At 62.4% G+C, this 23,507-nt stretch carries 19 protein-coding genes; 6 read left to right on the forward strand and 13 right to left on the reverse strand.

Annotation, left to right across the window (positions count from 1 at the left end; translation table 11 throughout):
* The first annotated feature begins 2 nt into the window (after positions 1 to 2).
* Together SGN16_RS25920 and SGN16_RS25925 are read left to right on the forward strand one after the other, a co-directional pair.
* A complete protein-coding gene (locus SGN16_RS25920; protein ID WP_210641280.1) occupies positions 3 to 623 on the forward strand; it encodes a lysophospholipid acyltransferase family protein in 621 nt (206 codons plus the stop codon).
* A gap of 1 nt (position 624) precedes the next feature.
* A complete protein-coding gene (locus SGN16_RS25925) occupies positions 625 to 1,557 on the forward strand; it encodes a phosphatidate cytidylyltransferase (RefSeq protein ID WP_210641282.1) in 933 nt (310 codons plus the stop codon).
* 152 nt (positions 1,558 to 1,709) lie between these two features.
* Here the strand turns inward: SGN16_RS25925 and SGN16_RS25930 are convergent, their stop codons facing one another.
* From SGN16_RS25930 to SGN16_RS25990, 13 genes are all read right to left on the reverse strand, one after another.
* Positions 1,710 to 2,867 carry a glutathionylspermidine synthase family protein gene (locus SGN16_RS25930; protein ID WP_210641284.1) on the reverse strand — a complete coding sequence of 386 codons (1,158 nt, stop codon included), beginning with the start codon at positions 2,865 to 2,867 and terminating at the stop codon, positions 1,710 to 1,712.
* A 12-nt stretch (positions 2,868 to 2,879) separates the two neighbouring features.
* Positions 2,880 to 3,584, reverse strand: a complete 705-nt coding sequence (locus SGN16_RS25935) for a DUF1190 domain-containing protein (protein ID WP_210641286.1) — start codon at positions 3,582 to 3,584, stop codon at positions 2,880 to 2,882.
* Between the two features lie 19 nt (positions 3,585 to 3,603).
* Positions 3,604 to 4,032, reverse strand: coding sequence for a DUF350 domain-containing protein (locus tag SGN16_RS25940; protein ID WP_210641288.1), 429 nt, complete (start codon positions 4,030 to 4,032; stop codon positions 3,604 to 3,606).
* A 15-nt stretch (positions 4,033 to 4,047) separates the two neighbouring features.
* Positions 4,048 to 4,704: a DUF2491 family protein gene (locus tag SGN16_RS25945; protein WP_335945923.1), complete on the reverse strand. Its 657-nt coding sequence runs from the start codon at positions 4,702 to 4,704 to the stop codon at positions 4,048 to 4,050.
* A complete protein-coding gene (locus tag SGN16_RS25950; protein WP_210641292.1) occupies positions 4,691 to 5,725 on the reverse strand; it encodes an ion channel in 1,035 nt (344 codons plus the stop codon). The genes SGN16_RS25945 and SGN16_RS25950 overlap by 14 nt, the downstream gene beginning before the upstream one ends.
* 262 nt (positions 5,726 to 5,987) lie before the next feature.
* On the reverse strand, positions 5,988 to 6,686 hold the full coding sequence (locus SGN16_RS25955) for a PspA/IM30 family protein (RefSeq protein WP_003185899.1): 699 nt from the start codon (positions 6,684 to 6,686) through the stop codon (positions 5,988 to 5,990).
* A 22-nt stretch (positions 6,687 to 6,708) separates the two neighbouring features.
* Positions 6,709 to 7,290 carry a YjfI family protein gene (locus SGN16_RS25960; RefSeq protein ID WP_335945955.1) on the reverse strand — a complete coding sequence of 194 codons (582 nt, stop codon included), beginning with the start codon at positions 7,288 to 7,290 and terminating at the stop codon, positions 6,709 to 6,711.
* Positions 7,291 to 7,703: 413 nt separating this feature from the next.
* On the reverse strand, positions 7,704 to 8,537 hold the full coding sequence (locus SGN16_RS25965; protein ID WP_335945922.1) for a DUF2135 domain-containing protein: 834 nt from the start codon (positions 8,535 to 8,537) through the stop codon (positions 7,704 to 7,706).
* Positions 8,538 to 8,540: 3 nt separating this feature from the next.
* Positions 8,541 to 10,160 (reverse strand): DUF2300 domain-containing protein, encoded by a 1,620-nt coding sequence (locus SGN16_RS25970; RefSeq protein WP_335945921.1) that lies wholly within the window; start codon positions 10,158 to 10,160, stop codon positions 8,541 to 8,543.
* Position 10,161: 1 nt separating this feature from the next.
* Positions 10,162 to 14,730 (reverse strand): alpha-2-macroglobulin, encoded by a 4,569-nt coding sequence (locus tag SGN16_RS25975; RefSeq protein WP_335945954.1) that lies wholly within the window; start codon positions 14,728 to 14,730, stop codon positions 10,162 to 10,164.
* A complete protein-coding gene (locus tag SGN16_RS25980) occupies positions 14,727 to 15,374 on the reverse strand; it encodes a DUF1175 family protein (RefSeq protein ID WP_210641297.1) in 648 nt (215 codons plus the stop codon). The genes SGN16_RS25975 and SGN16_RS25980 overlap by 4 nt, the downstream gene beginning before the upstream one ends.
* Positions 15,371 to 17,080 (reverse strand): DUF2138 domain-containing protein, encoded by a 1,710-nt coding sequence (locus SGN16_RS25985; RefSeq protein WP_335945920.1) that lies wholly within the window; start codon positions 17,078 to 17,080, stop codon positions 15,371 to 15,373. The genes SGN16_RS25980 and SGN16_RS25985 overlap by 4 nt, the downstream gene beginning before the upstream one ends.
* 35 nt (positions 17,081 to 17,115) lie before the next feature.
* Positions 17,116 to 17,874, reverse strand: a complete 759-nt coding sequence (locus SGN16_RS25990) for a DUF2135 domain-containing protein (RefSeq protein ID WP_335945953.1) — start codon at positions 17,872 to 17,874, stop codon at positions 17,116 to 17,118.
* Positions 17,875 to 18,288: 414 nt separating this feature from the next.
* Between SGN16_RS25990 and SGN16_RS25995 the strand changes: the two genes are divergently transcribed.
* The 4 genes from SGN16_RS25995 (at position 18,289) to SGN16_RS26010 (ending at position 23,458) form a co-directional block, all read left to right on the forward strand.
* On the forward strand, positions 18,289 to 18,531 hold the full coding sequence (locus SGN16_RS25995) for an exodeoxyribonuclease VII small subunit (RefSeq protein WP_047229733.1): 243 nt from the start codon (positions 18,289 to 18,291) through the stop codon (positions 18,529 to 18,531).
* The gene (locus SGN16_RS26000) at positions 18,528 to 19,415 is read left to right on the forward strand and encodes a farnesyl diphosphate synthase (protein WP_335945919.1); all 888 of its coding nucleotides are present in this window, start codon (positions 18,528 to 18,530) and stop codon (positions 19,413 to 19,415) included. Before SGN16_RS25995 ends, SGN16_RS26000 begins: the two co-directional genes overlap by 4 nt.
* A 114-nt stretch (positions 19,416 to 19,529) precedes the next feature.
* Positions 19,530 to 21,428, forward strand: a complete 1,899-nt coding sequence (gene dxs, locus SGN16_RS26005; RefSeq protein ID WP_335945918.1) for a 1-deoxy-D-xylulose-5-phosphate synthase — start codon at positions 19,530 to 19,532, stop codon at positions 21,426 to 21,428.
* 149 nt (positions 21,429 to 21,577) lie between these two features.
* On the forward strand, positions 21,578 to 23,458 hold the full coding sequence (locus SGN16_RS26010) for a TonB-dependent receptor (protein ID WP_335945917.1): 1,881 nt from the start codon (positions 21,578 to 21,580) through the stop codon (positions 23,456 to 23,458).
* Positions 23,459 to 23,507 lie beyond the last annotated feature (49 nt).

The raw sequence follows: 23,507 nt of genomic DNA on the forward strand, positions 1-23,507 counted from the left end.
TCATGTTCGAACCCGTGGTCGCCAACCTTATCACCTCCGCCGCCCGCATGGTCACCGGCGCTCGTAGCCTGTGGCTCGGCTGCGCGCCGACGCAGGTACAACGGATCTACTTCGCCAACCACAGCAGCCACGGCGACTTCGTGTTGCTCTGGGCCTCGCTGCCGCCGGCGCTGCGCAAGCTGACCCGGCCGGTCGCGGGCGCCGACTACTGGCAAACCAGCCCGGTGCGGCGCTACATCATCAACCGGGTGTTCAACGGCGTGCTGGTGGACCGCGAACGCAAGGATCCGGGCTACAGCCCACTGCAACCGATGCTCGAAGCCCTGGAAAACGGCGATTCGCTGATCATCTTCCCTGAAGGCACGCGCAACCCCGATGAAGGCTTGCTGCCGTTCAAGAGTGGGATCTACCACTTGATGAAGGCCCATCCCGAGGTCGAAGTGATCCCGGTGTGGATCGCCAACCTCAACCGTGTCATGCCCAAGGGTCGGGTATTGCCGCTGCCGCTGTTGTGCACCACCAGTTTCGGCGCGCCGCTGTGCGTCGAAGAAGGTGAAAGCAAAGAGCAATTTCTCGAACGCAGCCGCGCCGCGCTGCTGGCACTGGCCCCGGAGCACGTCTGACATGGATCGATATACCCTGATGTTGTTTGGCGGGATCGGCGCGATTCTGCTGCTGGCTTCGCTGATTGGTTTCATTCTCAAGCTGCGCACCAAAGGCGCGCCGAACTCGGTCATCGACAACCTCAATGCGCGGATCAACGCCTGGTGGATCATGGTGCTGGTGATCGGCATCGCGTTCTGGCTCGGCAATGCGGCGGTGATTCTGTTGTTCTACGCGGTGTCGTTCTACGCCCTGCGCGAGTTCCTGACCCTGACACCGACCCGGCGCAGCGACTATCCGGCGTTGGTGGCGGCGTTCTACCTGGCGCTGCCGCTGCAATACCTGCTGATTTACTACGACTGGTACGGCCTGTTTTCGATCTTCATCCCGGTGTATGTGTTCCTGCTGCTGCCGATCCTGGCGTCCCTGGGCGGCGACAGCACGCACTTCTTGGAGCGCGCTTCCAAGGTCCAGTGGGGGTTGATGATCGCGGTGTTCTGCATCTCCTTCGTCCCGGCCTTGCTGACGCTGGACATTGCCGGTTTTGAAGGGCGCAACCTGTTGCTGATCGCCTACCTGGTGATCGTGGTGCAGCTGTCGGATGTGCTGCAGTACGTCTGCGGCAAGTTGTTCGGCAAACACAAGATCGCGCCGAACCTGTCACCCTCAAAAACCGTGGAGGGTTTTGTCGGCGGCATTTTCCTGGCCTCGCTGATCGGTGGCGCGTTGTGGTGGATCACGCCGTTCAATCCGTGGCAGTCGTTCCTCATCGCCTTGCTGATCAACCTGCTCGGTTTTGCCGGCGGCATCGTCATGTCGGCGATCAAGCGCGATCGCGGTGTGAAGGACTGGGGGCACATGATCGAAGGCCACGGCGGCATGCTCGACCGGTTGGACTCGGTGTGCTTCGCTGCGCCGATCTTCTTCCACCTGGTTCGGTACTGGTGGACCTGAGAAAGCCTGTGGCAAACACCTAAACCTGTGAGAGCGAGCTTGCTCGCGATAGGGCCAGGCCAGTCAACATCGATGTTGGCTGGTCCACCGCTATCGCGAGCAAGCTCGCTCCCACAGGGGGTCAGTGCTTACCCACAGCTGTGTGCAGGCAATCAGTCAAGGATCAGATGCGGCAAGAACCGGCTCGAATCCTTGGTGATCAAGCTGTTGTCTTCCCGCACGCCAATGCCCGCCGCCTGGTCGCCGATGACCCAGGAACCGATCAGCGTGTAGCTGTCGTCGAACTTCGGCAGCGGCGCGAATTCCTGGAGAATGAACGGCGCGTCGGTGTAGGGCCCGTCTTCTTTGACGATCAGGCCATCCGCGGTTTGCAGCTCGATGTTCGCGCCTTCCCGGGAAAAGAACGGCTTGCGCACCCAGCCCTTGGGCACGGCTTTGCTCGTGTCGGTATCCAAGTGGGCCGCGAGCAGGTTCGGATGGCCTTTGTTGAATTCCCACAGCAACGGCAGGATGCCTTTGTTGGAGATGATCGACTTCCAGGCCGGCTCGAAAAACTGCGTATCACACTGGGCAATCGCGGCGCCGAAGGGTTCGTGGAAGATGAATTCCCAGGCATGCAGCTTGAACAGATGCGGAATCCAGCGTTCTTCCAGATCGACGAAACGCCCATCACTGTTGAGGCCAATGTCCTCGATATCGATGTGCCGCGATTCGATGCCGACTTTCTCCGCAATCAGACGCAGGTAGTCCGTGGTGCCCTTGTCCTCCACAGAGCCTTTCATCGAGGCGAAGTAAAACGGCTCCTTGAGCTGCAACTGGGCAAAGGCCTGGTGCAGCTTGGTATCGATGCTGTTGAACTGGTCGGCATGCTTGGGTAGCAAACCGCGCTCGATGCATTGCTCCAGCCAACCCCACTGAAACGCCGCGGCTTCATAGAGGCTGGTCGGCGTGTCGTAGTTGAGTTCCAGCAGCTTGGCCGGGCCCGTGCCGTTGTAGGAGAAATCCATGCGTCCATACAGGTGCGGATGGCCTTCGAGCCATGAAGTGCGCACCAGGTCGAAGAACGGCGCGGGAATGCTCAGGCGCTCCAGCAGCTCTTCGCTCTGTACCACGCGAGCCACGAGGTCCATGCACATGTCATGGATCTCGGTGGTCGGGTCTTCAAGATCGTTTTCGATCTGCTTGAGCGTGAACTGGTAGTACGCGCGCTCGTCCCAATAGGGTTCGTTGTCGATGGTGTGGAACAGAAAGCCGAGACTTTCGGCCGTCTGTTTCCAGTCATGACGTTCGGCGCAATGGATCTTCTTCATGGCGCTGGTTCCTCAACCGCCGGAGCTGCTCGAACCGCCCCAACCGCTGCGGGCACTGGACTTGCTGCCGAAGCCACCGCGAGACGTGGAGGAAGCGACGGACATCGCTTTGCTGCTCTTGATGGAATCGGTGTAGCTGCCGTACCGCGCCTGATTGGACTTGGTGAAAGTCGAGCCGCTCGAAACCCGCTGGCTGAGCGTCGAGGAGCCGTAGTCGCCACGATCATCGCGGTAACGGTAAACCGGCTCGGAGTAATAGCTGTTGCGGTTGCCGCTCAGCATGTTGCCGATCAGCAGTCCAGTCAGCAGGTTGCTGAAGCCTGAACCACCACCGGTATTGGCTTCCGAGGCTGGCAATTGGGCCCTGGCGGCGTCCACCTGGGATTGCGTGACCTCACCATCGGCGCTCAACTCGAAACCACCGAGCTTGGGGATGAACTTGCCGGCCGAGTCCTGCTGGCACCAATCGGCGACAAAGTCGGCGTCGCAATCGGCCTGGTTGTCGTACACAGGGGCAATGCGGCGATGCTCAGCCATGGCGGTCATGTAGGCGTCGGCGCAAATGTCCACCGGCAACTTCTCATCGACACATTGCTGCACGGACTGGAAGTTGTACTTCTTCTGCAACTTATAGGTTTTTTCCGTCGGCCCGCAGCCGGATATCGCCATGGCGACCGACGCGGCCAGCGAGAGCTGAACGTACTTGCTTCGTTTCATCGGGATCTCCGTGGCGCAATCAGTTCTGGGCTGGCGTCATGCACGCGGCGTTCAACATGCCGACGCTGATGGCCACGGCGGCGATATAGATACCGGCGGCGATTTCACCGTTCTTGATACGCGCCGAAGCGCCCTTGAGCACCAGGCTGGTCACCAGAAACGCCAACAACTGGACGACAGCGGCGATCACCGCCCAGACGACGAAATCCAGCATGTTGATCGAGTAGGCAATCACGTTGCTGGCCGGGATGGCAAAACCGATGAGAGCGCCGCTCAGGGCGATGGCCGCCGCCACGTTGCCCGAGCGGATCAGTTCGAACTCCTTGTGCGGCGTGACATGGATGTAGATGAACTGGAACAGCGCGAACAGCACGGCGGCGCCGAGGATGTACAGGACGAAGCCGAACACGGCGGCTTTGTTCAGGGAAATGGAGAGCGCTTCAAGCATGGATTTCTTCCTTAGTTAAAGAGTGTTCAGGTCAGTGGTGTACAGCGAAATACCCAGCGAAGTGCTCAAGCTGACGGTGCCTTCGGCGTCTTCTTCGACGGAGAACAGCAGGAACTCCCGGCGATCCGTCAGGCCGGTGTCGCGGGCGTACAGCATCGAATGGTGCTCGACGCTGTAGGACTCTTGCGGATTGCTCACACGCTCGCTCAACGCCACCAGTTCGGTCTGGCCCGCCTCGGTGCCCCATTCGCGGGTGTACTCGACGCCGTCGTGGGTGTAGGTCGGCAGGCCGATCAGGCTTTCGGGGCCGGCCAACCGGCGCAACTCCGCTTCACTGTTGAGGGTGACGTAGCTGAGGTAGTTGAACAGGATCACCGATTCGACCTGCCCGGCGACGTCGCCGCTGGTGTGCACTTGCAGCCAGTAGTCTTCGTCGTTCATGTAATAGCGCGACAACCAGCTCGACTGCCCGAGGTCGACGACGCCCATGCTCCAGATCTGTTGGGAACCGGGGATGACCACGGCGCTGTTGCCGTCGAGTAACAGCTTGAGCGTGGAGTCGAACATGACCCCTTTGCCGGATGCCAGGCCCAACGGCCCGGTGGTGGGCACGCTATTGCTGGCTGTCGTGTTCGGGGCCTCGAGCCCCATCAACTGTTTAAACCACCCCATGGGAAATTTCCTTCAGACGCGCGGAGGCGATGTAGAAGAGTTCTCCGCCCAGGACACGCGTGGCGCCGGGCGGGTTGATCGACGGTTGTCGGGCGCCCTTGGCGCGATAGCCAATGAGTGTAGCGTTGTGCTGCTCTTTCATCCGCGCGTAGAGATCGCCGAACGAGGCTTCAAAGGTCTCGGGCAGCTTCATCAGGTATTGAGTGGCGCCTTGACCCACGCAGAGCAGTTCATTGATGACCACTGACGAACCCGGGTCCTGGGAGGCACGCACCAACATTTCGATGGCCATGCTGGAGGTGCATTCCAGACTGGGGGCGTAGGCGCTGGCGAGGGCGGCGATTTCGCTGTCATTGAAGTGGGCGACCACATGCCCGACCGGGCCCAATTGATTGACCGCCAGCACGGTGGCCAGGGTCAGGTCGTCGGAATGGGTTCGCACCAGCACGCGTTCGGCGCCAGGCACGCCGGCACGCTGCAACAGCGCGACGGAGGACAGGCTCTCACCCTTGATGAACGTGGTCTTGCCGGGCATGGGGTTTTCTTCAAGATCGCAATCGCAGATGACGATCAGGTTGTCATTGGAGGTTTCGTCCTGCAGCAGCAATTCGATGACCCGCTCGCTGGACGCCCCCTCCCAGCCGATGAGAACCGTGTGGCCGACCTTGCCGGTGAAATCGCCTTTGCCCTTCATGCCTTTTCTCCATACATCGATGACGCTGCTGGTGGTTTTGCCGATGGCTGCCGTCAGCAGCGCAATGCCCCCGAGCATGACCCAGGTAGCCACAAAAATTCGGCCCGCTGCGGTCTGTGGCGCGAGATCGCCATAGCCGACGGTGAGCGTGGTGGTGAGATAGAAGTAGGTAAACGTGGCGGCGGCGATGAGGTGTTGCTCGCCTAGCAGTACCAGGCCGATCCAGGCCGTGGCCAGGTGCACGCCCAACGCAATGGCCAGGCCCGCCCAGCCGAACCGATGGAAGAAGGACGAAGCGTACGAGCGCAACAAAAGGAAAATCGACATTTCGTCCCTGACTCCGTGGGGCTTGGTTCCTGGCGAGGTAATCGCGCTGATGCCTGAATGATCGAGTGCGGTTACCGGGCAGCATTAAACCTGCTGCGGGGCTTGGATAGAAGTGCTTGGGTGACAATAAATCCGGGATTTTTCGGGAAAACAGGACTAAGACACAAAACTTGAAGCCGAACACAAAACCTGTGGCGAGGGGATTCATCCCCTTGCCACAAGGTCTGTGCCTGGCTTGCCTTAATTGATCAGCGCGTACCGATCACTCAGCCGATTTTTTCTTCAGGCGTTCCAGGATCGCATTGGCGCTGCCTTCGTTCGGCGTGATGCCGGCGTCGCGCAGCTTGCGTTCCAGGTCGGAGCCGGTCGAAGCCTCGGCCAGTTCGTCCTGGGCTTGCAGTTCAGCGGCGCGTTGCTGCTGCTTGGCTTGCAGGCGGTTGAGCGTACCGACAGCGGTTTCCAGCTTGCCATTGGCGCCGCCGCTGGCGATCGAAGCACTGACCTGGGCCTTCTGCACGCTTTCGCGGGCCTTGGCCATGTCCACTTGCTGACGCAGGCTCTTGATGCGGCTTTCGGCCTTGGTGATGTCTTTGCGCATGTTGTCCGCATAACCGCCGAATTCCGTCGCGTGCTTTTGCTCGGCGTCCAGTTCGTTGGTCAGGGTCGAAATGGCTTCGGCCACTTCCAGTGCCAGGTCTTCGCGATTGGCTTGGATAGCGGCCAGGGCCTTGGCTTCCAGGTCCTTGATCTTGGCGTTGTATTCGCCGACGCGATCAGTCGCCAGTTTATGCTTGGCCATGATGGTCACCAGCTCACGCTTGGCGTTGGCCAGCGCGCTGTCGGCGTCGCGAATTTCCTGGTCGAGGATGCGCAGGGCCTGCTGGTCGACGATCGATTCGCCGACTTCGTTGGCACCGCCACGCAGTGCGGTGAACAACTTGCTCCAGATGGACTGAGTCATTGGATGGTTCCTATTCGGCGAATTAGATGAAGAAGCGTTCGAAGGCTTCGCTGGCGCGCTGGACGTTGTCGACGAGGGTTTTGACCTCGGTCACGACGTTGGTCAGGCTGGAGTCGGAACTCAACGCGCCGAACATGTTGTAGACCACCTGCCCGTTGGGCATGGTCTCGATGCCGATGGACGACAGCGGGAACATTTCCCGGCTGCGCAGCACGGCATCATTGAATGCCGCGACGTCGTTGATCGACTCGACGTCCACCAGAACGGTGTCGACGATGATCTGGTCGCCCACGACCGCGATGTAAATCGGCAAGCCACCGAAGTCGTTCATCTCCAGCTTGATGCTGGACTCGGAGCCTTGGACGAGGGAAAGGGTGATGTCGTTCGCGACCACTTCATCCAGGGCCTGGAGGGCGCTGTAGAGGCGATCGATGTTCCAGTTATTACCTGCGCTCATGTAATTCTCCGACATGAATGAGCCAGCCAGAATCGGTTGGCGTAGCTGTTTCTCCATCTGCTTGAGCAGGCTTCGGTTTTCGGGAAGCACCCAAGTTTCATGTTTCACATACCCGGCGGCACTCAGGCCGGCGCGCATCTGCTTCATGTAGAAGCTCGATGGTTTTTTCGCGGCGGGTTTGGAGCGCTCTCCCTTGCTGCTCATTGAATCGTCATCAGGCCCGCCTGGCGGATCCGATGGAGAGCTGGTTTGCATGGTACTGACCCCACTGTGAAAAACTCACGCGTGAGAAACACTACAGGTACTTTCTAAACCCCACAATAGCTCACGCGTGAGATTTTTCGGGGCAACTGATGACCCCTGTGGGAGCGAGCTTGCTCGCGATAGCGGTGTATCAGGCACGTAGATGCTGAATGTGCCACCGCAATCGCGAGCAAGCTCGGAAAAAGCGAGCGTGAAGCGGTGTATCAGGATGCGCAGGAGCGCATCTCATCCGGCTGAAAACTTCTGCTACACGCATCGCTTACTGAATTGTCCAACAGCCGTTGGACAATTCGCCCTCACGGGTAGCTGAAACTCTTGACCAACGTCAGCTCCCCCACCGCCCGCATCGGCACCACGAAGGTTTCCATTTTCTCGCTCGGCGTGCCTTCTTCGGTGATCACGGTGACTTGCGCAGTGGTCAGGGCTTGTTGCGCTTGTTCACCACCGCCCTCGCCTTCCTCGCTGTCTTCTTCACTGCGATAACCGCCGCCGTAGTAGTTCACGTACACCAGGTACTGGCCTTTGATCGGCGCGGGCATGGAGAAGATTTCCGGGCCGTAGCCGGTGGTGACGTCGACGTCGAGCGCTGCGCCGTTGGCGGCGACGCGGTCGCCGTACCAGATGTGGGCGCCGTCCGGGGTGACGAGGTGCAAGTCCAGGTCGGTGCCGTCGCTGTCCCAGGTCAGCAGGACCCGTAGCTTGGCCGGGGTGGCGCCGCCGCTGGTGTTGAGAAATTGCGTGCGGTGGCGCTGCTGGCCGTCGGCGCTGCGCACTTCGACGCTGTTGCTGCCGTTGGGGAACGAAAACGGCCGGTCGAAGCGGCCCTCTTCATCGAGTTTCAGCGGCAGGCTCACACCGTTGACGATGAGTTGGCCCGGCGCGTTGCCGTCCTTGGGCGCGCTTTTGATCTGGCCGCTGATGCGGGCGGTGTCGGCCTGGCCTGGCGGCGTATTGACCGACGAGGCCGGGTAGTTGACGGTCTGGCTGTAGTTTTCGCCTTCGCCGCCCGGCGCACCGCTGCGCCAGCCGCCGACCGGGGTGTCGAGCTTGATGGGATCGGCGGCCATGGCCGGTGGCAACGCGGTCAGGGCGCAGAGCAACAGCAAGACCTGTGGATAACGGAGTGTCATGGTCTATTCCAGCAAGAGGTGACGGGCGAGCCCTTCGATATAGTTTTCGTCCTGGCCGTTGGGATGAGCTTCGAAGGCCAGGTGCAGATATTCATGAGTCAGGTCGAGGCGGTCTTGCAGCGACAGCACGCCGCGTACATAGATGCGCTGGCGTTCGCGGTCGACGTAAGGCCGGCCGAAGGCGACGCGGCAGACGGCGAAAGCGCTGATTTCGTTGTAGCCCACTTCGTTTTCCAGCCGCTCACGCCAGCCGCGCCGCTGTTTCAGCAGCCAGTCCTGGGCGGCCGGCAATGCTTCGCAGGACGCCACCGGATTGTCCCAGCGACTGAGGCTGGCGCGCGGGTAGGCATGCAACAGGATGGCGTCGTAGCGTTGGCCGGCGTTGGCCTGCTCCACGGCTTGGGCCCAGGACAGTTTGTCCGGGCCGGGCTGATCGGAGTGGTAGGTGACATCGGTGCCGGCCAGGACCAGGTCGCTGGTCCAGGCGGCAATGGCACGGGTTTGCGGCGCAGCCGGGCGCGGGGCGACGCGCTGACGATGGCTGCTGTCGTCGATGCTCAGGCAGTCGCCGTTGCGTTGGGCGTTTTGCAGCAGGTAGGTGCGGGCCGCCACGGCCAAGGCCTTGGCGGCTTCGACCGGCTCAGCCTTGGCTTCGCGCTGCAAAACCCGGGCGACGTACTCTTCCCGGTCCAACCGCGCCACCAGCTTGCCGGGCATCAGGAACAGCTCGCCGTCGCTGTGGATATCCAGCTGGTTACCGTTGCTGAACTCGACGCGATAATCGCCGCGCAGCTGGCCCGGCGTCGCCGGGCGATCGCCGGCCATTACCCGTTGCCAGGGATAACGGGCAAACAGCCCCACTTCCACGCAACGTCCGGTTTCCGCCGGCCAGCGCGATGGCAATGCTGCAGCCAAGCCGGCGCCGTAGACCTTCAATACCTGCTGGCTGGTGCCGCGCCCACCGGCCCATACCGGCGTACCGTCGGCCAGCCAACCGGCAAAACCGCCCTGGCGCGACGAGGGGCCTTGATCCCCCAGCCAACTCCAGGTCTTGACCCGCAGACGACTGCCCAACTCGCCCACCAGACGCCCATCCGCCGCGTTGAGCACCACGTCCAGCAACACCCGACGGGCCTGATCCTGGGCTGGCAGCGTGGCCAGGGCCTTGAGCAGTTCCGCGACCGGCACCTGCGTCTGCGGTTGCAACGAAGGCAAATCCAACAGCCACGCCGGCGCCTGACGGGCCTGCCAGTAATCGCGCCAGTTCGAGGCCGAAAGCCCGAGCCGCTGCGGCTCGAAATACAAACCGCAGGACTTCACCAGCGCCTGATCGCGAGCGATGCTCTGCCCGGCGTTGCAGCAATAAACCTCTTCCTTCGATTCGCCGCGACACTCGTAAACCGGCTCGCGGGCATCGGTGTCCACCAGCCAGGCGTATACGAACAGTTTCCACAGGCTGCCCAGCGGCGCCTGCAAGGCATCAGGCAGTGGCTGGCGATCCAGCACCTGGGTCTGGCTCACTCGCAATAACTGACCATCGAAAGCCAGGCGCAACGGCTCGTCCTGCGCTGTTGCCAGCGCAGGGATCAAGCACAACAGCCAGCCAACCCACGGCCTGCGCATGTCAGTTGACCGTCACCTGACCGAGCGCCGGTTTCTGTTCCCGCGCCTGATGTTGCGGCGCGTAGACCTGAGTGAAGCGCACCGGCGGCAAGCTGAACTGGCCCTTCTGGGAGAAGCGCACCAAATGCCGCAGGCGCAGCTCGCCACTGAGGGCATCCACCGGCACCGCATAGGCCATCTGGCCTGGCTCGAAGCGGGCTTTCTCCAGGGAAGTCGGTTCGCTGTCGGCTTTGCCCTGCAGCTGGATGCCCCAGGTGGTGCGTTCCACATCGGCGCCCGGTGGCAGCGGCACTTCGAGCATGCCGTAGCGCAGCGGCGTCGGCGCCTTGCTGTTGATGATCACTTCATCCAGGTAGAGGCTGTCGCTGGACAACGGCTTGTTGCCCACGGCTTCGAGCTTGAAGGTGAACGCCTCGTCGCCCGGCACCAGGCGCGACAGGCGACGGGTGATGGACACCGCCATCGGCGCCACCGGCGGTTGCTGGCTCTGGAAGCTCAGCGCCGCTTGCAATGGACGCTCCTGGGCACCGGTGAGGGTCAGTTGGGTCGGCAACTGCGCGCCCTGCCACTGCCAGTAGGTTTCACCGCTGGCGCCTTGCTTGGCTTTCCAGCCTTCGCCTGGCGCCAGGGCCACGGCCGGCGCCGCCTGTTCGATGCTGCGTTGCAGCCAGGTCAAGGCCAGGGCCCGTTCCAGGGTGGACTGTTGTGGCAGCACGCGCTCCAGCAAGGCCGTGGCGCGAGCTTGGTCGAAGTTTTGCAACGACAACACCAGAGCCTCGACGAACGGCTGCGAGCTCAGTTCGAGTTGCTGTTGTGCGGCGTCCGCTTGACGGCTGAAGGCCGCCGGCAGCGGCACCTTCGCCTGTTTGGCGAGGGACGCGGTCAGCACACGAGCGCTGGCCAAGCCAAGGGCTGAGTCCGGAGCGTTCATCACCAGGCTGTCTTCGCCGCTGTCCAGCACGCTCTCGGCGGTGTCTTCGCTGGCCTTGGCCAGGTCGTCCATCAGGCCGCTGAGCAAGGTGTTCACCGGCAGTTGCATCTGCTTGGCGAACGACAGGATCAACGCTCGTTGCAGCAGCGGTGTATTCCCGGCCTGCTTGGCGTAGACCTCCAGCACCCGCTGCCAGTGTTCCGGCGGCAGGCTCAGGTCCAGGGCCTTGCTGGCGTGCCAGTCGGCGTAATAAGCGTAGGCAGTGAGGAACGCATCCGGCTCGCCGTCCTGGCCCCACCAGGTGAAGCTCGCCGACGGCCCGGCCATCTGCACCAGGCGCAAGCGGCTGTTTTGCATGATCAGCCGCAAGCGGTCGCGGATCTGCGGGTTCGACGCCAGGGTCGGGTAGGCGATGCTCAACGGCAGCAGACGGCTGGCGGTCTGCTCGACGCCGCCGTAGGGGTAGCTCAACAGGTCGTCCAGGGCCGAACGGAACAGCGCTTGCGGGCTGTCATCCAGGCGCAGGCGGATGTCGCTGGCGTCGGCAGGCAGGCTCAGCGGCGTATCGCCGCTGACCACATCGAGGCGCTGGCTCTGGGTCACTTGCCAACCGTTACCGCTGGCGTTCAGGTGCACGGCCAGGGTGTCCTGGGTTTCGCCGTTCACTTGCAACTGGACGTTCAAGTCACCGTTGCTCAGGTCCATGGTCGGCAGCGGCACGTAGTTGATACCGTTTTTCAGCTCGGCCACGACCCGTTGTTCCGTGCCGGCGTAACGAATCAACAGCTCAGTCGTCAGCGGCTTTTCGGCCTGGCTGAAGGCGAACAGGCCCATCTGCGGTTTGTCGCCGGTACGGAAGCGGGTCGGGCCGCTCCACTTCAGGTACAGCGGTTTTTCCGAACCGATGAATTGCTTCTTCTGCCCCACCTGGCCGTCGTCGGAGATGGCCCGGGCGGTGATGCGCCAGCGAGTCAGGGAGTCCGGCATCTTGAAGGTGAAGCGCGCCTTGCCGCTGGCGTCGGTGACCAGCTCCGGTTGCCACGCGGCGGTATCGACGTCTTCGCGACGTGGCCGCTCCAGCACCTTGACCCCACGTTCGCTGCGGTTGGCCTTGCCTGGCGCGCCGGGGCTGCCCGGCAGTGCCACGTCGTAGCTGATGAACGACAGGCTAGCGCTGGTGCGCACGTTATTGCGGCGCGGGTGGTAGAAGAACTGGTCGATGGTCGGCGCCACTTCCGGTTGCAGGGCGTAGACCATTTCGTCGACGACGCTGACGGTCAGGTGCGCGGGGATCGCCTTGCCCGCGAACTGGGTGCTCAGGTCCACGGTCACCGTGTCGCCCGGCCGGTAGGTGGCTTTATCGGTAACGACGGCAACGTCGATCTGCGGCGCAACCACCTTGATGCCGGCGTTCTGGAAGCTGTACTGGCCACCCTTGGTGTACAGCACCGAGAAGGTCATGTTCGGTGCGAAGGCATCCTTCACGGCAATGCGCACGCGGTATTGGGTGTCGCTGAGTTTTTCCATCTTCAGCCAATCACCGCCCTTGGACAGCAGCGCCGTGGCCTCGACCTTGTCGCGCTCAAGCGACAGCAGCGCATCGCTGACCGGTTCCGGGAAAGTGATCAGCGCCAGGGCTTCGTCACCGGTCTTGTATTCGGTTTTATCGAGGACGATCTCGACGGTGCCCGGTACGGCCTTGATGCCTTCGCCGGTCACGGCATGGCCGGCGGCACCGATGACTCGGCCGTGGTCATCCTTGAGCGTCAGGTTGTAGGTGCCGGGGCGGTCGAAGGTCAGGCTGAAACCCTTGTCCTTGGCCGCAAGCTTGCCCTCGCCGGTGCTCTGGTCTTCCAGCCGTACCCAGCCATAACTGCCAGGGGTGACGGCCTTGGCCTGGTCGTTGCCGCCTTCGTTGGCGTAGCTGAACGAAACCTTCTGGCCGACGGCGCTGAAACGCTGAGGGGCGCTCAGGCGGAAATTCGCCGCACCACGGTCGATGAGGATTTCCTTGGTGGTCTTGACCCGATACGCCGCGCCATCGCTGGCAAACACCGTCAGCGTGTAGCGGCTCGGCTTGTCGGCGGCCGGCAGGTCGAGGGTGGCGTTGCCCTTGGCATCGGTGGTCACTTCGCTGCTGGTCAGCTCCACCGGGAATTGCCCCAGGTATTGCAGCTCGTTATCCACCATCGACAATTGCTGGGCGCGCAGGCTCAGGCTGACCTTGGCGTTGGCCACTGGCTTGCCGTCCGGGTACAGCAGCACGAGATTGCCCTTGACCGGCTCGCCGGTACGGTAATCCTGCTTGGCCAGGTTGAGCGCGATTTCGAAGTGCGGCTTGATGTATTCGGCCACGCGAAAGGCGCTGCTGTAGAGCTGGTCCTTGTAGCTGAAGCGCAGCTCATAGCCGCCGGCCACGGCGTTTTCCGGCAGTTGGAAACGGCCTTGGGTGCCGGCCTTGGAATCGAGTTTCAGGGCCAGGGTTTGCAGCGCGGTGCCAGTGGCATCCAGCACGCTGACATTGACGTCGGCGGCGCTCGGTTGCACCGAGTCACGGGCGTTCTTGAACTCGCGACCGACGATTTTCAGCGAGACCCAATCCCCCGGCCGGTACAGCGGCCGGTCGGTGAAGGCATAGAGCTTGGTGTCGTAGATTTCGCTGTCGTAGTAGAAGTTTTCCGAGACGAATACCCCGCCCTCCTCGTCTTCGCCGATGACGAACGAACGCTCCGGGCTGACGTGCTTGAGGCGCAGCAGACCGTCTTCATCTGTGGCACCGCTGCTCATCACGCCCAGGCCATCGGTCCACAGCACGTTGACCTTGGACACCGAACGCCCTTCATGCTTGCGTGCGGCCCAGACCAGCAGCTCGTCACCGGCAATCTTGCTCACCGCCACGGTGTTGGAAACGAAGACCATGGTGGTTGCGCGGTATTTGCCGATCAGCGCTTCCACCAGGTACAGGCCCGGTTTCAACTGGCCCAGCGGCACATAGACGTTGCCCGGCGCGACGCTGACGAACTCACTGGACGAGCCGGCCAGGTTGACGCCCGCAGGCGGCTGGATCGGCTTGGCTTCCCACAGCGGATAACGGAACTGGCTGACCACCGGCAAGCCCGGGATCAAGGCGAATTGTGCCGGTGCGTCGTACGGGGTCGGCGCGACCAGGGCGTCGCCGATCTTCAGCTCTGGCACTTCTTCGGTCACTTGCTGGCGGGACTCGTAGGAGAATGCCCGCTGCATGACCCGACGGGACTTGCGGTACCAGTTGTCCCACAGGTACGCCAGGGTGTTCGACAGGCCTTCGCCCTTGAACTGGCCGTCGCTGACTACGCGGTGCAGGTTCTTCTGGCGCTTGAGGAAGTCCAGCGGCTTGTCGATGCGATAGACACGGATATCGGCGCCGCCGTAGGGCTCCATGCGGAACCGACGGTAGTCGCGACCCGGTGCTTCGAGGCGGACCATGGCCTGCTCGTCGCTGGCAAAGCTGCTGTCGGCCAGCAGGAAGAAGCTTTCCCCGGACACCGGCGTGTAGCCGCTGGGCTCCACGGTGTCTTCAGCGTTCACGAGGGGTGCCAGCAACAAGGCAAACAGCAGGGGCAATTTTGAACACAAGCGCAGCATGCGGGCACCGGTCATTGGGAGAGAAAGTTGAGTCGATAGACGCCGATGAAGTTGGGGTTGGCTGCGTCGGGTATCCATCGGGTGTCCTTCCAGTTCATGAGTTGTTGCAGGCTTGCGGAGCGCATGCCGTTGTCAGTAGGGGTTGTGGTGCCGGTGTGATAGGCGATGTATCGGCCCATCCAGATCATCAGGTGCTGGTCGTCGCCCTGATCGAAGAACATCAGGTCGCCGGGACGTGCCTGGGCCACATCGCGGCCCACCAGATGACTGTTGAACTGAATCAGCTTGATGGCGTTGACGTAGGGCCCGACCTTGCCGCCGCCCTGTTGCCATTGTTGGGCGAGGCGCCGTTGCGCATCGCTGAGCGGCAATTCCGGTGGCAGGTAGCGATTGGACAGGCCATTGCTGCGCAACCATTTGTCATCGTGGACCTTGAGCGCTTCATTGGCGGCAAAGCGCACCAGCCCGGCACAGTCCTGCTGATACCAGCGCGGACTCGGGCCTCTGCTCAGTTGTTCCTGGGCGATGCGCACGAACCAGGCGCGAAAGACCTGGGATTGCTGCACATCCAACGACGGCGAGTCGACGGCAAACGCAGGCCCGCCCAGCAGCAACGCCAGGATCAACGCCAAGCCGGGGCTGCGGATCAGTCCTGTCACAGCGCTTTCCATTCCAGCGGCAGCCACTGCCAGTGACCGTCCGGCTCGCTGCCCGCTGGCAACGTCAGGGCGTACTTGCCGTAGCCGCCGAGGGTGCGCAGTTTCGGAATCAGGTAGGTCTGCGCGGCGTTATAGAACACCGGCTCCATGTCCTGGGGCAGGCTGTCGAGGGTCTCGCGCTGCATCAGTTGCGCCATGGCGTCCGGGCCGAAGTAGATCGGCATCAGCAAATCCTTGGGCACCACATCGGCCATGGGCGGGAAGCGTTTGTCGAGGGTGCCGAGGGCCTTGTCCACCAGTTTGTCGTCGAGGGAAAACAGCAGGGTCGAACCGTGCCGTGCCAGGCTGACGCGCATGAACGCCTTGCCGGTAATCGCATCGGGCTGCTCTGCGTCCTTGGCCAGGTAGGGGCCGAAATTGGAGCTGACCTGACGCTGCCACTGGTGCGTCGAGCCTTCTTGCTTCTCCACCACCGGGAAGGCATGTTCGGCGACGTTGTTTTCATAGGCACCCACCATCGAGCCGAACAGCTTGCCCATGTCGGCGTCGAGCTTGCCGTCGTCTTCGTTCAGGCTCGCCACCAGCAGCGGCGTGTACAGCCGCGAATCGGCGTACCAGCACAGGCCCGCAGAGCCAGCCATATGCTCGACCATGGCCTGGGCGGCCTTTTCCTCGGCGCCGAGTTTTACCAGCAGTGGCTTCTGTTGTTCAGCGGCCAGGGGCAAGGCCACGCAGGCGCTGGCGCCCATGGGCATGGCCTGCCAGATCGGCTTGAAGTCGAAGTCCGGCTGGTTTTCCAGTTCGTCCATGGCCAGGAAACTGTGCCAGCCCTTGTCGTCCATGTCGAAACGCAAGCCAGCGAAGTTCGGGATGAAGCGCTGGTAGCCCATGGCGAGCACGCTGGCGTTGACCGAGATGCGCTGCTTGACCTGCGGCGCCTTGGCCGGCAGGCCGAAAGCCTCGGGGAACAGTTTGTCGCCGTTGAGCAAGGCGGCCAGGGCGGTGGTCGAAACGCTGCCCGGCTCAACCGTTGCGCCGCTGGCCGGGTCATAGAGTTTGCTCGGGTTGGACAACACGACCAGCTTGTCGCCATGGGAGGCGAAGAGCAGGGACTTGCTGGCGTTGTAGCTGAGTTGGTAAAGCGCGACGTCATCGCCAGCGACTTTCAGGTCGCTGAGCTTGCTCAACTGCGTATCGTCCAAGGCGACCTTGGCCAACGGTTCCAGCACCTTGGCCAGCCCGCCGCGATCCATCACCAACAGGAAATCCTTGAGGCGGCCGTCGGCACCGCGCCACAGCGCCACATCGGCGGGCTGGTCGAAGAGTTCCTCGATCAGGCTGTCCTGCAGCTTGAGGTCATGCTCGTAGATGATCCGGCGCAGGCTACCGATCAGCCCGAGGCGGTCGGCGTGGGCCTCGTAATAGAAGACGAAATCCTCGGTGAGCGTGGCCTTGAGGAACGGCACCGCCAACAGATCCTTGGGCAACTGGCTCAGGGAATGAGTCTCGAGCAAGCCGTCGGGGCGGCTCAGGCCGAGTTTTTCCAACGCCAGCTCCATGGGCGGCGCCTTGGGCTTGGTCATGAACCAGCCCAGCCCGGCGGCGACACCGACCACCAGGCACAGCCCGATCAGCAGCGCCGGCCAACGGCGTACAGGTTTGGCGACAGGTGTCGGCGTGGTCGGGGAAGCAGTGTTGTCGCTCATATTCACAAGGGCCTGTTCATCCGTGGAGCGGATACTTAGTAGTTGAAAGTCTTGACCAGCAACAGATCGCCAATGGCGCGCAGGGGCACGACAAAGGTCTCGCGTTTTTCATTGACGGTGTTTTCGTTGAGCACCAGGTTGATCTGCGAGGTGATCACCTCGTTCTCGTTACTGGCCTCATCAAAGTTGTAGCCACCACTGCCGTAGTTGCCCCAATAGTTCACGTAGACCAGGTAGGTGCCGTGCATTGGCGCAGTCATGGTGAACATTTCCGGGCCAGGGCCATCGACGCCATCGGGGTCGAGGCCACCGCCGTTGGTCAGCGCCGGCTGGCCGAAGAACGCATGTTGGCCGTCGGGTGTGACGATATGCAGATCGAGTTCGGCCTTCGGATCGTCCCAGCCCAGCACCACGCGGATCTGCGCCGGAGTGCGCAGGTTGTTGGCTTCATAGAATTGCACGCGCTTGAGGGACTGGCCTTCGGAGCTGCGCACCTCGACACTGTTGGAGCCGGCGCCGAACGCATACGGCCGGGCGAAACGCCCCTCGTCGTCGGTATAGAGATTCAGTGGATTGCCGTTGACCGCCAGGCTGTGGGGCTGACGGGCCGTGCCCATGGCCTTGAGCCGGCCCTCGATCATCGTGCGATTGCGCTGCACGCCCCGGTCGATGGGCGGCGTGGGATAGGCGACCTGCGGGTTTTCAGTGCGATCGAGCAAGCCGCTGTAGCGCCAGCCGCCCACCGGCTCCGACATTTCAGCCGAAGGCTGTGCCCACGCCAGCGGCGCGCCCATCAGCACGATCAACAACGAAAGAAAACGCACGTATGCCTCCTGCCATGCATGACGCAACCCGGCGCCAATCCTCAGCGCTGCTTGTCATTATTCGGGTTTCGCCTGAAAGCCCCGTCATTAGGGGCCATAGATGGCGCGAAGATTAGCGATTCGGCAGATTATTCACAATCGGGGAACGCGCGATTCTGTGTGGGAAATCACGTACTGATGGTTGCGTGAGCCGAATAGAAGATTTATTCGGCTCACAAAATGAGCCGAATATGAAAAACGATCCCAATTGCCCCCGCTCCCTCGCTACAAAAGCGGGCAGGTCCAAGCCCACCGTCGCGCTTCGGTTTGCCCCACCCTGATTTGCCCCAAAACCCCATGTCTGCTAGTGTCGCGCCGGTTTAACAGTCAACCGGAATAGCCGCCATGGCCCGCAAAAAAGCTGCACTGGATTTCGAACAATCTCTGGCCGACCTGCAAACGCTGGTCGAGCGCCTGGAGAACGGCGAATTGTCGCTGGAAGACTCGCTGACCGCCTTCGAGCAAGGGATCGGCTTGACTCGCGACTGCCAGGCGGCCCTGGCCCAGGCCGAGCAGAAGGTGCAGTTGCTGCTCGAGCGCGACGGTGAGCTGACCGAAGAGCCTTTCGACGCGGACCAGCCTGAATGATCGGCGCTTATCAGGCCAGCAGCCAGGCTCGGGTCAATGCTGCACTGGATAGTTTGTTCAGCGCTCCAAGCCCGGAACTGGCGCGCCTGTACGAAGCCATGCGCTACAGCGTGATGAACGGCGGCAAGCGCGTGCGTCCATTGCTGGCCTATGCCGCGTGCGAAGCCCTGGGCGGCCAGGCCGAACAGGCCAATGGCGCGGCCTGCGCGGTGGAGCTGATTCACGCTTATTCGCTGGTTCACGACGACTTGCCGGCCATGGACGACGATGACCTGCGTCGCGGCCAGCCAACCACCCACAAGCAATTCGACGAAGCCTGCGCGATCCTGGCCGGCGACGGTTTGCAGAGCCTGGCCTTCAGCGCCCTGCTGGACCCGGCCCTGAGCGATTGCCCGGCACAGATTCGCCTGGAGATGGTCAGCGCCCTGGCACTGGCGGCCGGCCCCGCCGGAATGGTCGGTGGCCAGGCCATCGACCTCGGCTCGGTGGGTTTGAAGCTGGACCAGAGCGCTCTGGAATACATGCATCGACACAAGACCGGTGCCTTGATCGAGGCCAGCGTCAAACTCGGCGCCCTCGCCAGCGGCCGGGCGACACCGGCACAGCTACAAGCCTTGCAAACCTATGCCCTGGCCATTGGCCTGGCATTCCAGGTGCAGGACGACATCCTCGACGTCGAAAGCGATACCCAGACCCTGGGCAAACGCCAAGGCGCCGACATCGCCCGGGATAAACCGACCTACCCGGCCCTGCTCGGCCTCGCTGCTGCCAAGGCCTATGCCCTGGAGTTGCGCGACCAGGCCCTGGCCGCGCTGCGACCCTTTGACGCGGCGGCCGAACCGTTGCGCGACTTGGCGCGATATATCGTCGAACGCCGCAGTTGATATGGGGTCAATCCCTTTAGACTGCGTATCGGCCAAGTTCCGGCCAACGCGTGGGCAGCTTGCGATGCATAAGGTAAACTGCCGCCTCTTTCTATACCTATAACGATTCGCCTGATGCCCACGACGTTTCAAGAGATTCCCCGCAAGCGCCCGACCACGCCCCTGCTGGACCGCGCCAACACGCCGGACGGCCTGCGTCGCCTGGGTGAAGCCGAGCTGGAAACCCTGGCCGATGAGTTGCGCCTGGAACTGCTCTACACGGTCGGCCAGACCGGTGGGCATTTCGGTGCCGGCCTGGGCGTCATCGAGCTGACGATCGCGCTGCATTACGTGTTCGATACTCCGGACGACCGCTTGGTGTGGGACGTCGGGCACCAGGCCTACCCGCACAAGATCCTCACCGGTCGTCGTGAGCGCATGAGTACCTTGCGCCAGAAGGACGGCATCGCCGCCTTCCCACGCCGTTCCGAGAGCGAGTACGACACCTTTGGCGTCGGCCACTCCAGCACGTCCATCAGCGCCGCCCTGGGCATGGCGATTGCCGCCCGCCTGCAAAACAGCGAGCGCAAGGCCATTGCGGTGATTGGCGACGGCGCATTGACGGCGGGCATGGCCTTCGAAGCGCTGAACCACGCGCCGGAAGTCAACGCCAACATGCTGGTGATCCTCAACGACAACGACATGTCGATCTCGCGCAACGTCGGCGGCCTGTCCAACTACCTGGCGAAGATCCTCTCTAGCCGCACTTACGCCAGCATGCGCGAAGGCAGCAAGAAAGTGCTGTCGCGCCTGCCCGGCGCCTGGGAAATCGCCCGCCGCACCGAAGAATATGCCAAGGGCATGCTGGTACCCGGCACGCTGTTCGAAGAGTTGGGCTGGAACTACATCGGCCCCATCGACGGCCATGACCTGCCCACGTTGATCGCCACCCTGCGCAACATGCGCGACCTCAAGGGCCCGCAGTTCCTGCACGTGGTCACCAAGAAAGGCAAAGGCTTCGCCCCGGCGGAAGTCGACCCGATCGGCTACCACGCCATCACCAAGCTCGAACCCCTCGACGCCCCGGCGGCCGCGCCGAAAAAGGCTGGCGGGCCGAAGTATTCCGGCGTGTTCGGCCAATGGCTGTGCGATATGGCGGCCGCTGACCCACGCTTGGTGGGCATTACCCCAGCGATGAAAGAAGGTTCGGACCTGGTGGCCTTCAGCGAACGCTACCCACAGCGCTATTTCGACGTGGCGATTGCCGAGCAGCACGCCGTGACCCTCGCCGCCGGCATGGCCTGCGAAGGTGCAAAACCGGTGGTGGCGATCTATTCGACATTCCTGCAACGCGCCTATGACCAGTTGATCCATGACGTCGCGGTGCAGAACCTCGATGTGCTGTTCGCCATCGACCGCGCCGGCCTGGTGGGCGAAGACGGCCCGACCCATGCTGGCAGCTTCGACCTGTCGTTCCTGCGTTGCATCCCCGGCATGCTGGTGATGACCCCGAGCGATGAAAACGAGCTGCGCAAGATGCTCACCACCGGTCACCTGTTCAATGGCCCGGCGGCAGTGCGCTACCCTCGTGGCACCGGCCCGAACGCAACGATCGAAGCCGACCTGGAGCCGATCGAGATCGGCAAGGGCGTGATCCGCCGCCAAGGCAAGCAAACCGCGCTGCTGGTGTTTGGCGTGCAACTGGCCGAAGCCCTGAAAGTCGCACAAATCCTGGACGCCACCGTGGTGGACATGCGTTTCGTCAAACCCTTGGACGAAGCCCTGGTGCGCGAGATGGCCGGCAGCCACGAACTGCTGGTGACCCTCGAGGAAAACGCCATCATGGGTGGCGCCGGCGCGGCGGTCAGCGAATTCCTGGCCAGGGAGAACATCCTCAAGTCGGTGCTGCACCTGGGCTTGCCGGACAGCTATGTCGAACATGCCAAGCCGGCACAGATGCTGGCTGAGTGTGGGTTGGATGAGGCTGGAATCGAAGCGTCGGTGCGTCAGCGGTTGCAACTGCTGGGCCTGTAATTTTCAGACCACACATATCCCCCTGTGGGAGCGAGCCTGCTCGCGATAGCAGTAGACCAGTCGGCATCTGTATTGCCTGACACACTGCTATCGCGAGCAGGCTCGCTCCCACATTGGTTTTGTGCGGACCAAGTAGTCACGGAACACCCATGAAACTGCGCCTCGCCCTCACCCTTTCCCTGCTCCCCACCCCCGACCTGCTCGCCGACACCTTCGAACGCGACCAAGCCCTGCAACTGCCGGACGTGGTCATCAGTGCCAACCGCCAGGTCGAGGCCCGCAATGACAGCAGCGCCGCCAACACCGTATTCACCCGCGACGACATCGAGCGCCTGCAACCGGCCAGCGTCACCGACCTGCTCAGCCGCGTGCCGGGGGTGCAGGTGGCGGCGCAGGGCGGGCGCGGCAGCTTGCCGGGAATTTACATTCGCGGCACCAAATCAGCCCAGAGCCTGGTGCTGGTGGACGGCCAACGCATCGGCAACTCAACCTCCGGCGACAGCAACCTGCAACGCCTGAACATCAACCAGATCGAACGGGTGGAAGTGCTACGCGGTTCGCGTTCGGTGATCTACGGTGCCGATGCGGTAGGCGGGGTGATCCAGATTTTCACCCGTCGCGGTAACCAACCAGGCCTGCAACCGCGCCTGCACCTGGGCTTCGGCAGCCACCAGACCTGGGAGCGCAGCCTGGGCCTGTCCGGTGGCGATGAGCAGACACGCTTCAATCTAGGGGCCAGCCTGGACGACAGCGCCGGGACCAATCGGACCCATGAGTCCTACGCCAGCGATCGCGACGACGACGCCAACCGCAACCAGTCTTTGAGCCTGAGCCTGAGCCACATCATCAACGATGACCTGGAAATCGGTCTGAACCTGCTGGATAACCGCGGCAAAAGCGAATACGACAACCCGTTCGGCCGCTTCGACCCGAACACGTTCGAATCACTGCCCCAGCAGCCCTACAGCGATTTTGCCGTGAGCAGTTTCAGCAGTTATGTGGACGGTCGGCTCAACGACGCCTGGAAATCGCGCCTGGAACTGGGGCACAGCGAAAACCGCGAGAAAACCTTCGACAAGCTCAGCGAAGTCCGAGAAGTGTTCAACACCTACCGCGACTCACTGACCTGGCAGAACGATGTGAAGCTGGACGAGCTCAACAGCCTGATCGTCGGCGGCGATTGGCATGAAGATCGAATCAACAGCAGCACGCCGTTCGACGAAGACAGTCGCTGGAACCGTGCAGCGTTTATCCAGCACCGCTTCCAGGCCGAAACGTTCTCCACCGAACTGGGCCTGCGCCGCGACCAGAACCAGCAATTCGGTGGCCAGAACAGTTGGAGCGGCACCCTCACCCTGCCGGTAAACCCGGACAACAACCTGCTGCTGACCTACAGCGAGAGCTTTCGCGCGCCGACCTTCAACGACCTGTACTACCCGGACTTCAGCAACCCGGACCTTGCACCCGAGACGGCCAAAAGCTACGAACTGCAATGGCGCAGCCAACTGAGCGATGACGCTCGCCTGGAAGCCTCGCTGTACCGCACGGACCTGGAAGACGCGATCATCTTTGGCAGTAACTCACGCCCGCAGAACGTCGCTTCGGCGCGGATCAACGGGTTTGAGATGGCCCTGATGCAGGAACTGTTCGGCTGGCAGAGCAACCTGGGCCTGGCCATCATCGACCCGCGTGACCGCGACAGCGGCCACACCCTGGCCCGTCGCGCCCGGCGGACCTTGAGCCTGGACCTGGACCGGCAATTCGACCGCCTGGGCCTGGGCGCCACGTGGCAAGCGGTGAGCAGCAGCTACGACGACGAAAACAACCGTAACGCCCTGGGCGGCTACGCCCTGCTCGGGCTGCGCAGCAGTTGGGTGATGAGTCGGGAGGTGAAGCTGGAAATGAAGGTGGATAACCTGCTGGACAAGGGTTACAGCCGGGCGCTGTATAGCCATGACGGAGCGCAATACGGCTATCGCGAAGAAGGTCGGACCTGGTTGTTTGGGGTGACTTGGACGCCCTCCCTCTGATCAGGGACTGGTGCGCCTGGGCTGGCCTCATCGCGAGCAAGCTCGCTCC

The organism is Pseudomonas sp. G166 (genome assembly GCF_037027455.2).
In the GTDB taxonomy this organism is placed as follows: domain Bacteria; phylum Pseudomonadota; class Gammaproteobacteria; order Pseudomonadales; family Pseudomonadaceae; genus Aquipseudomonas.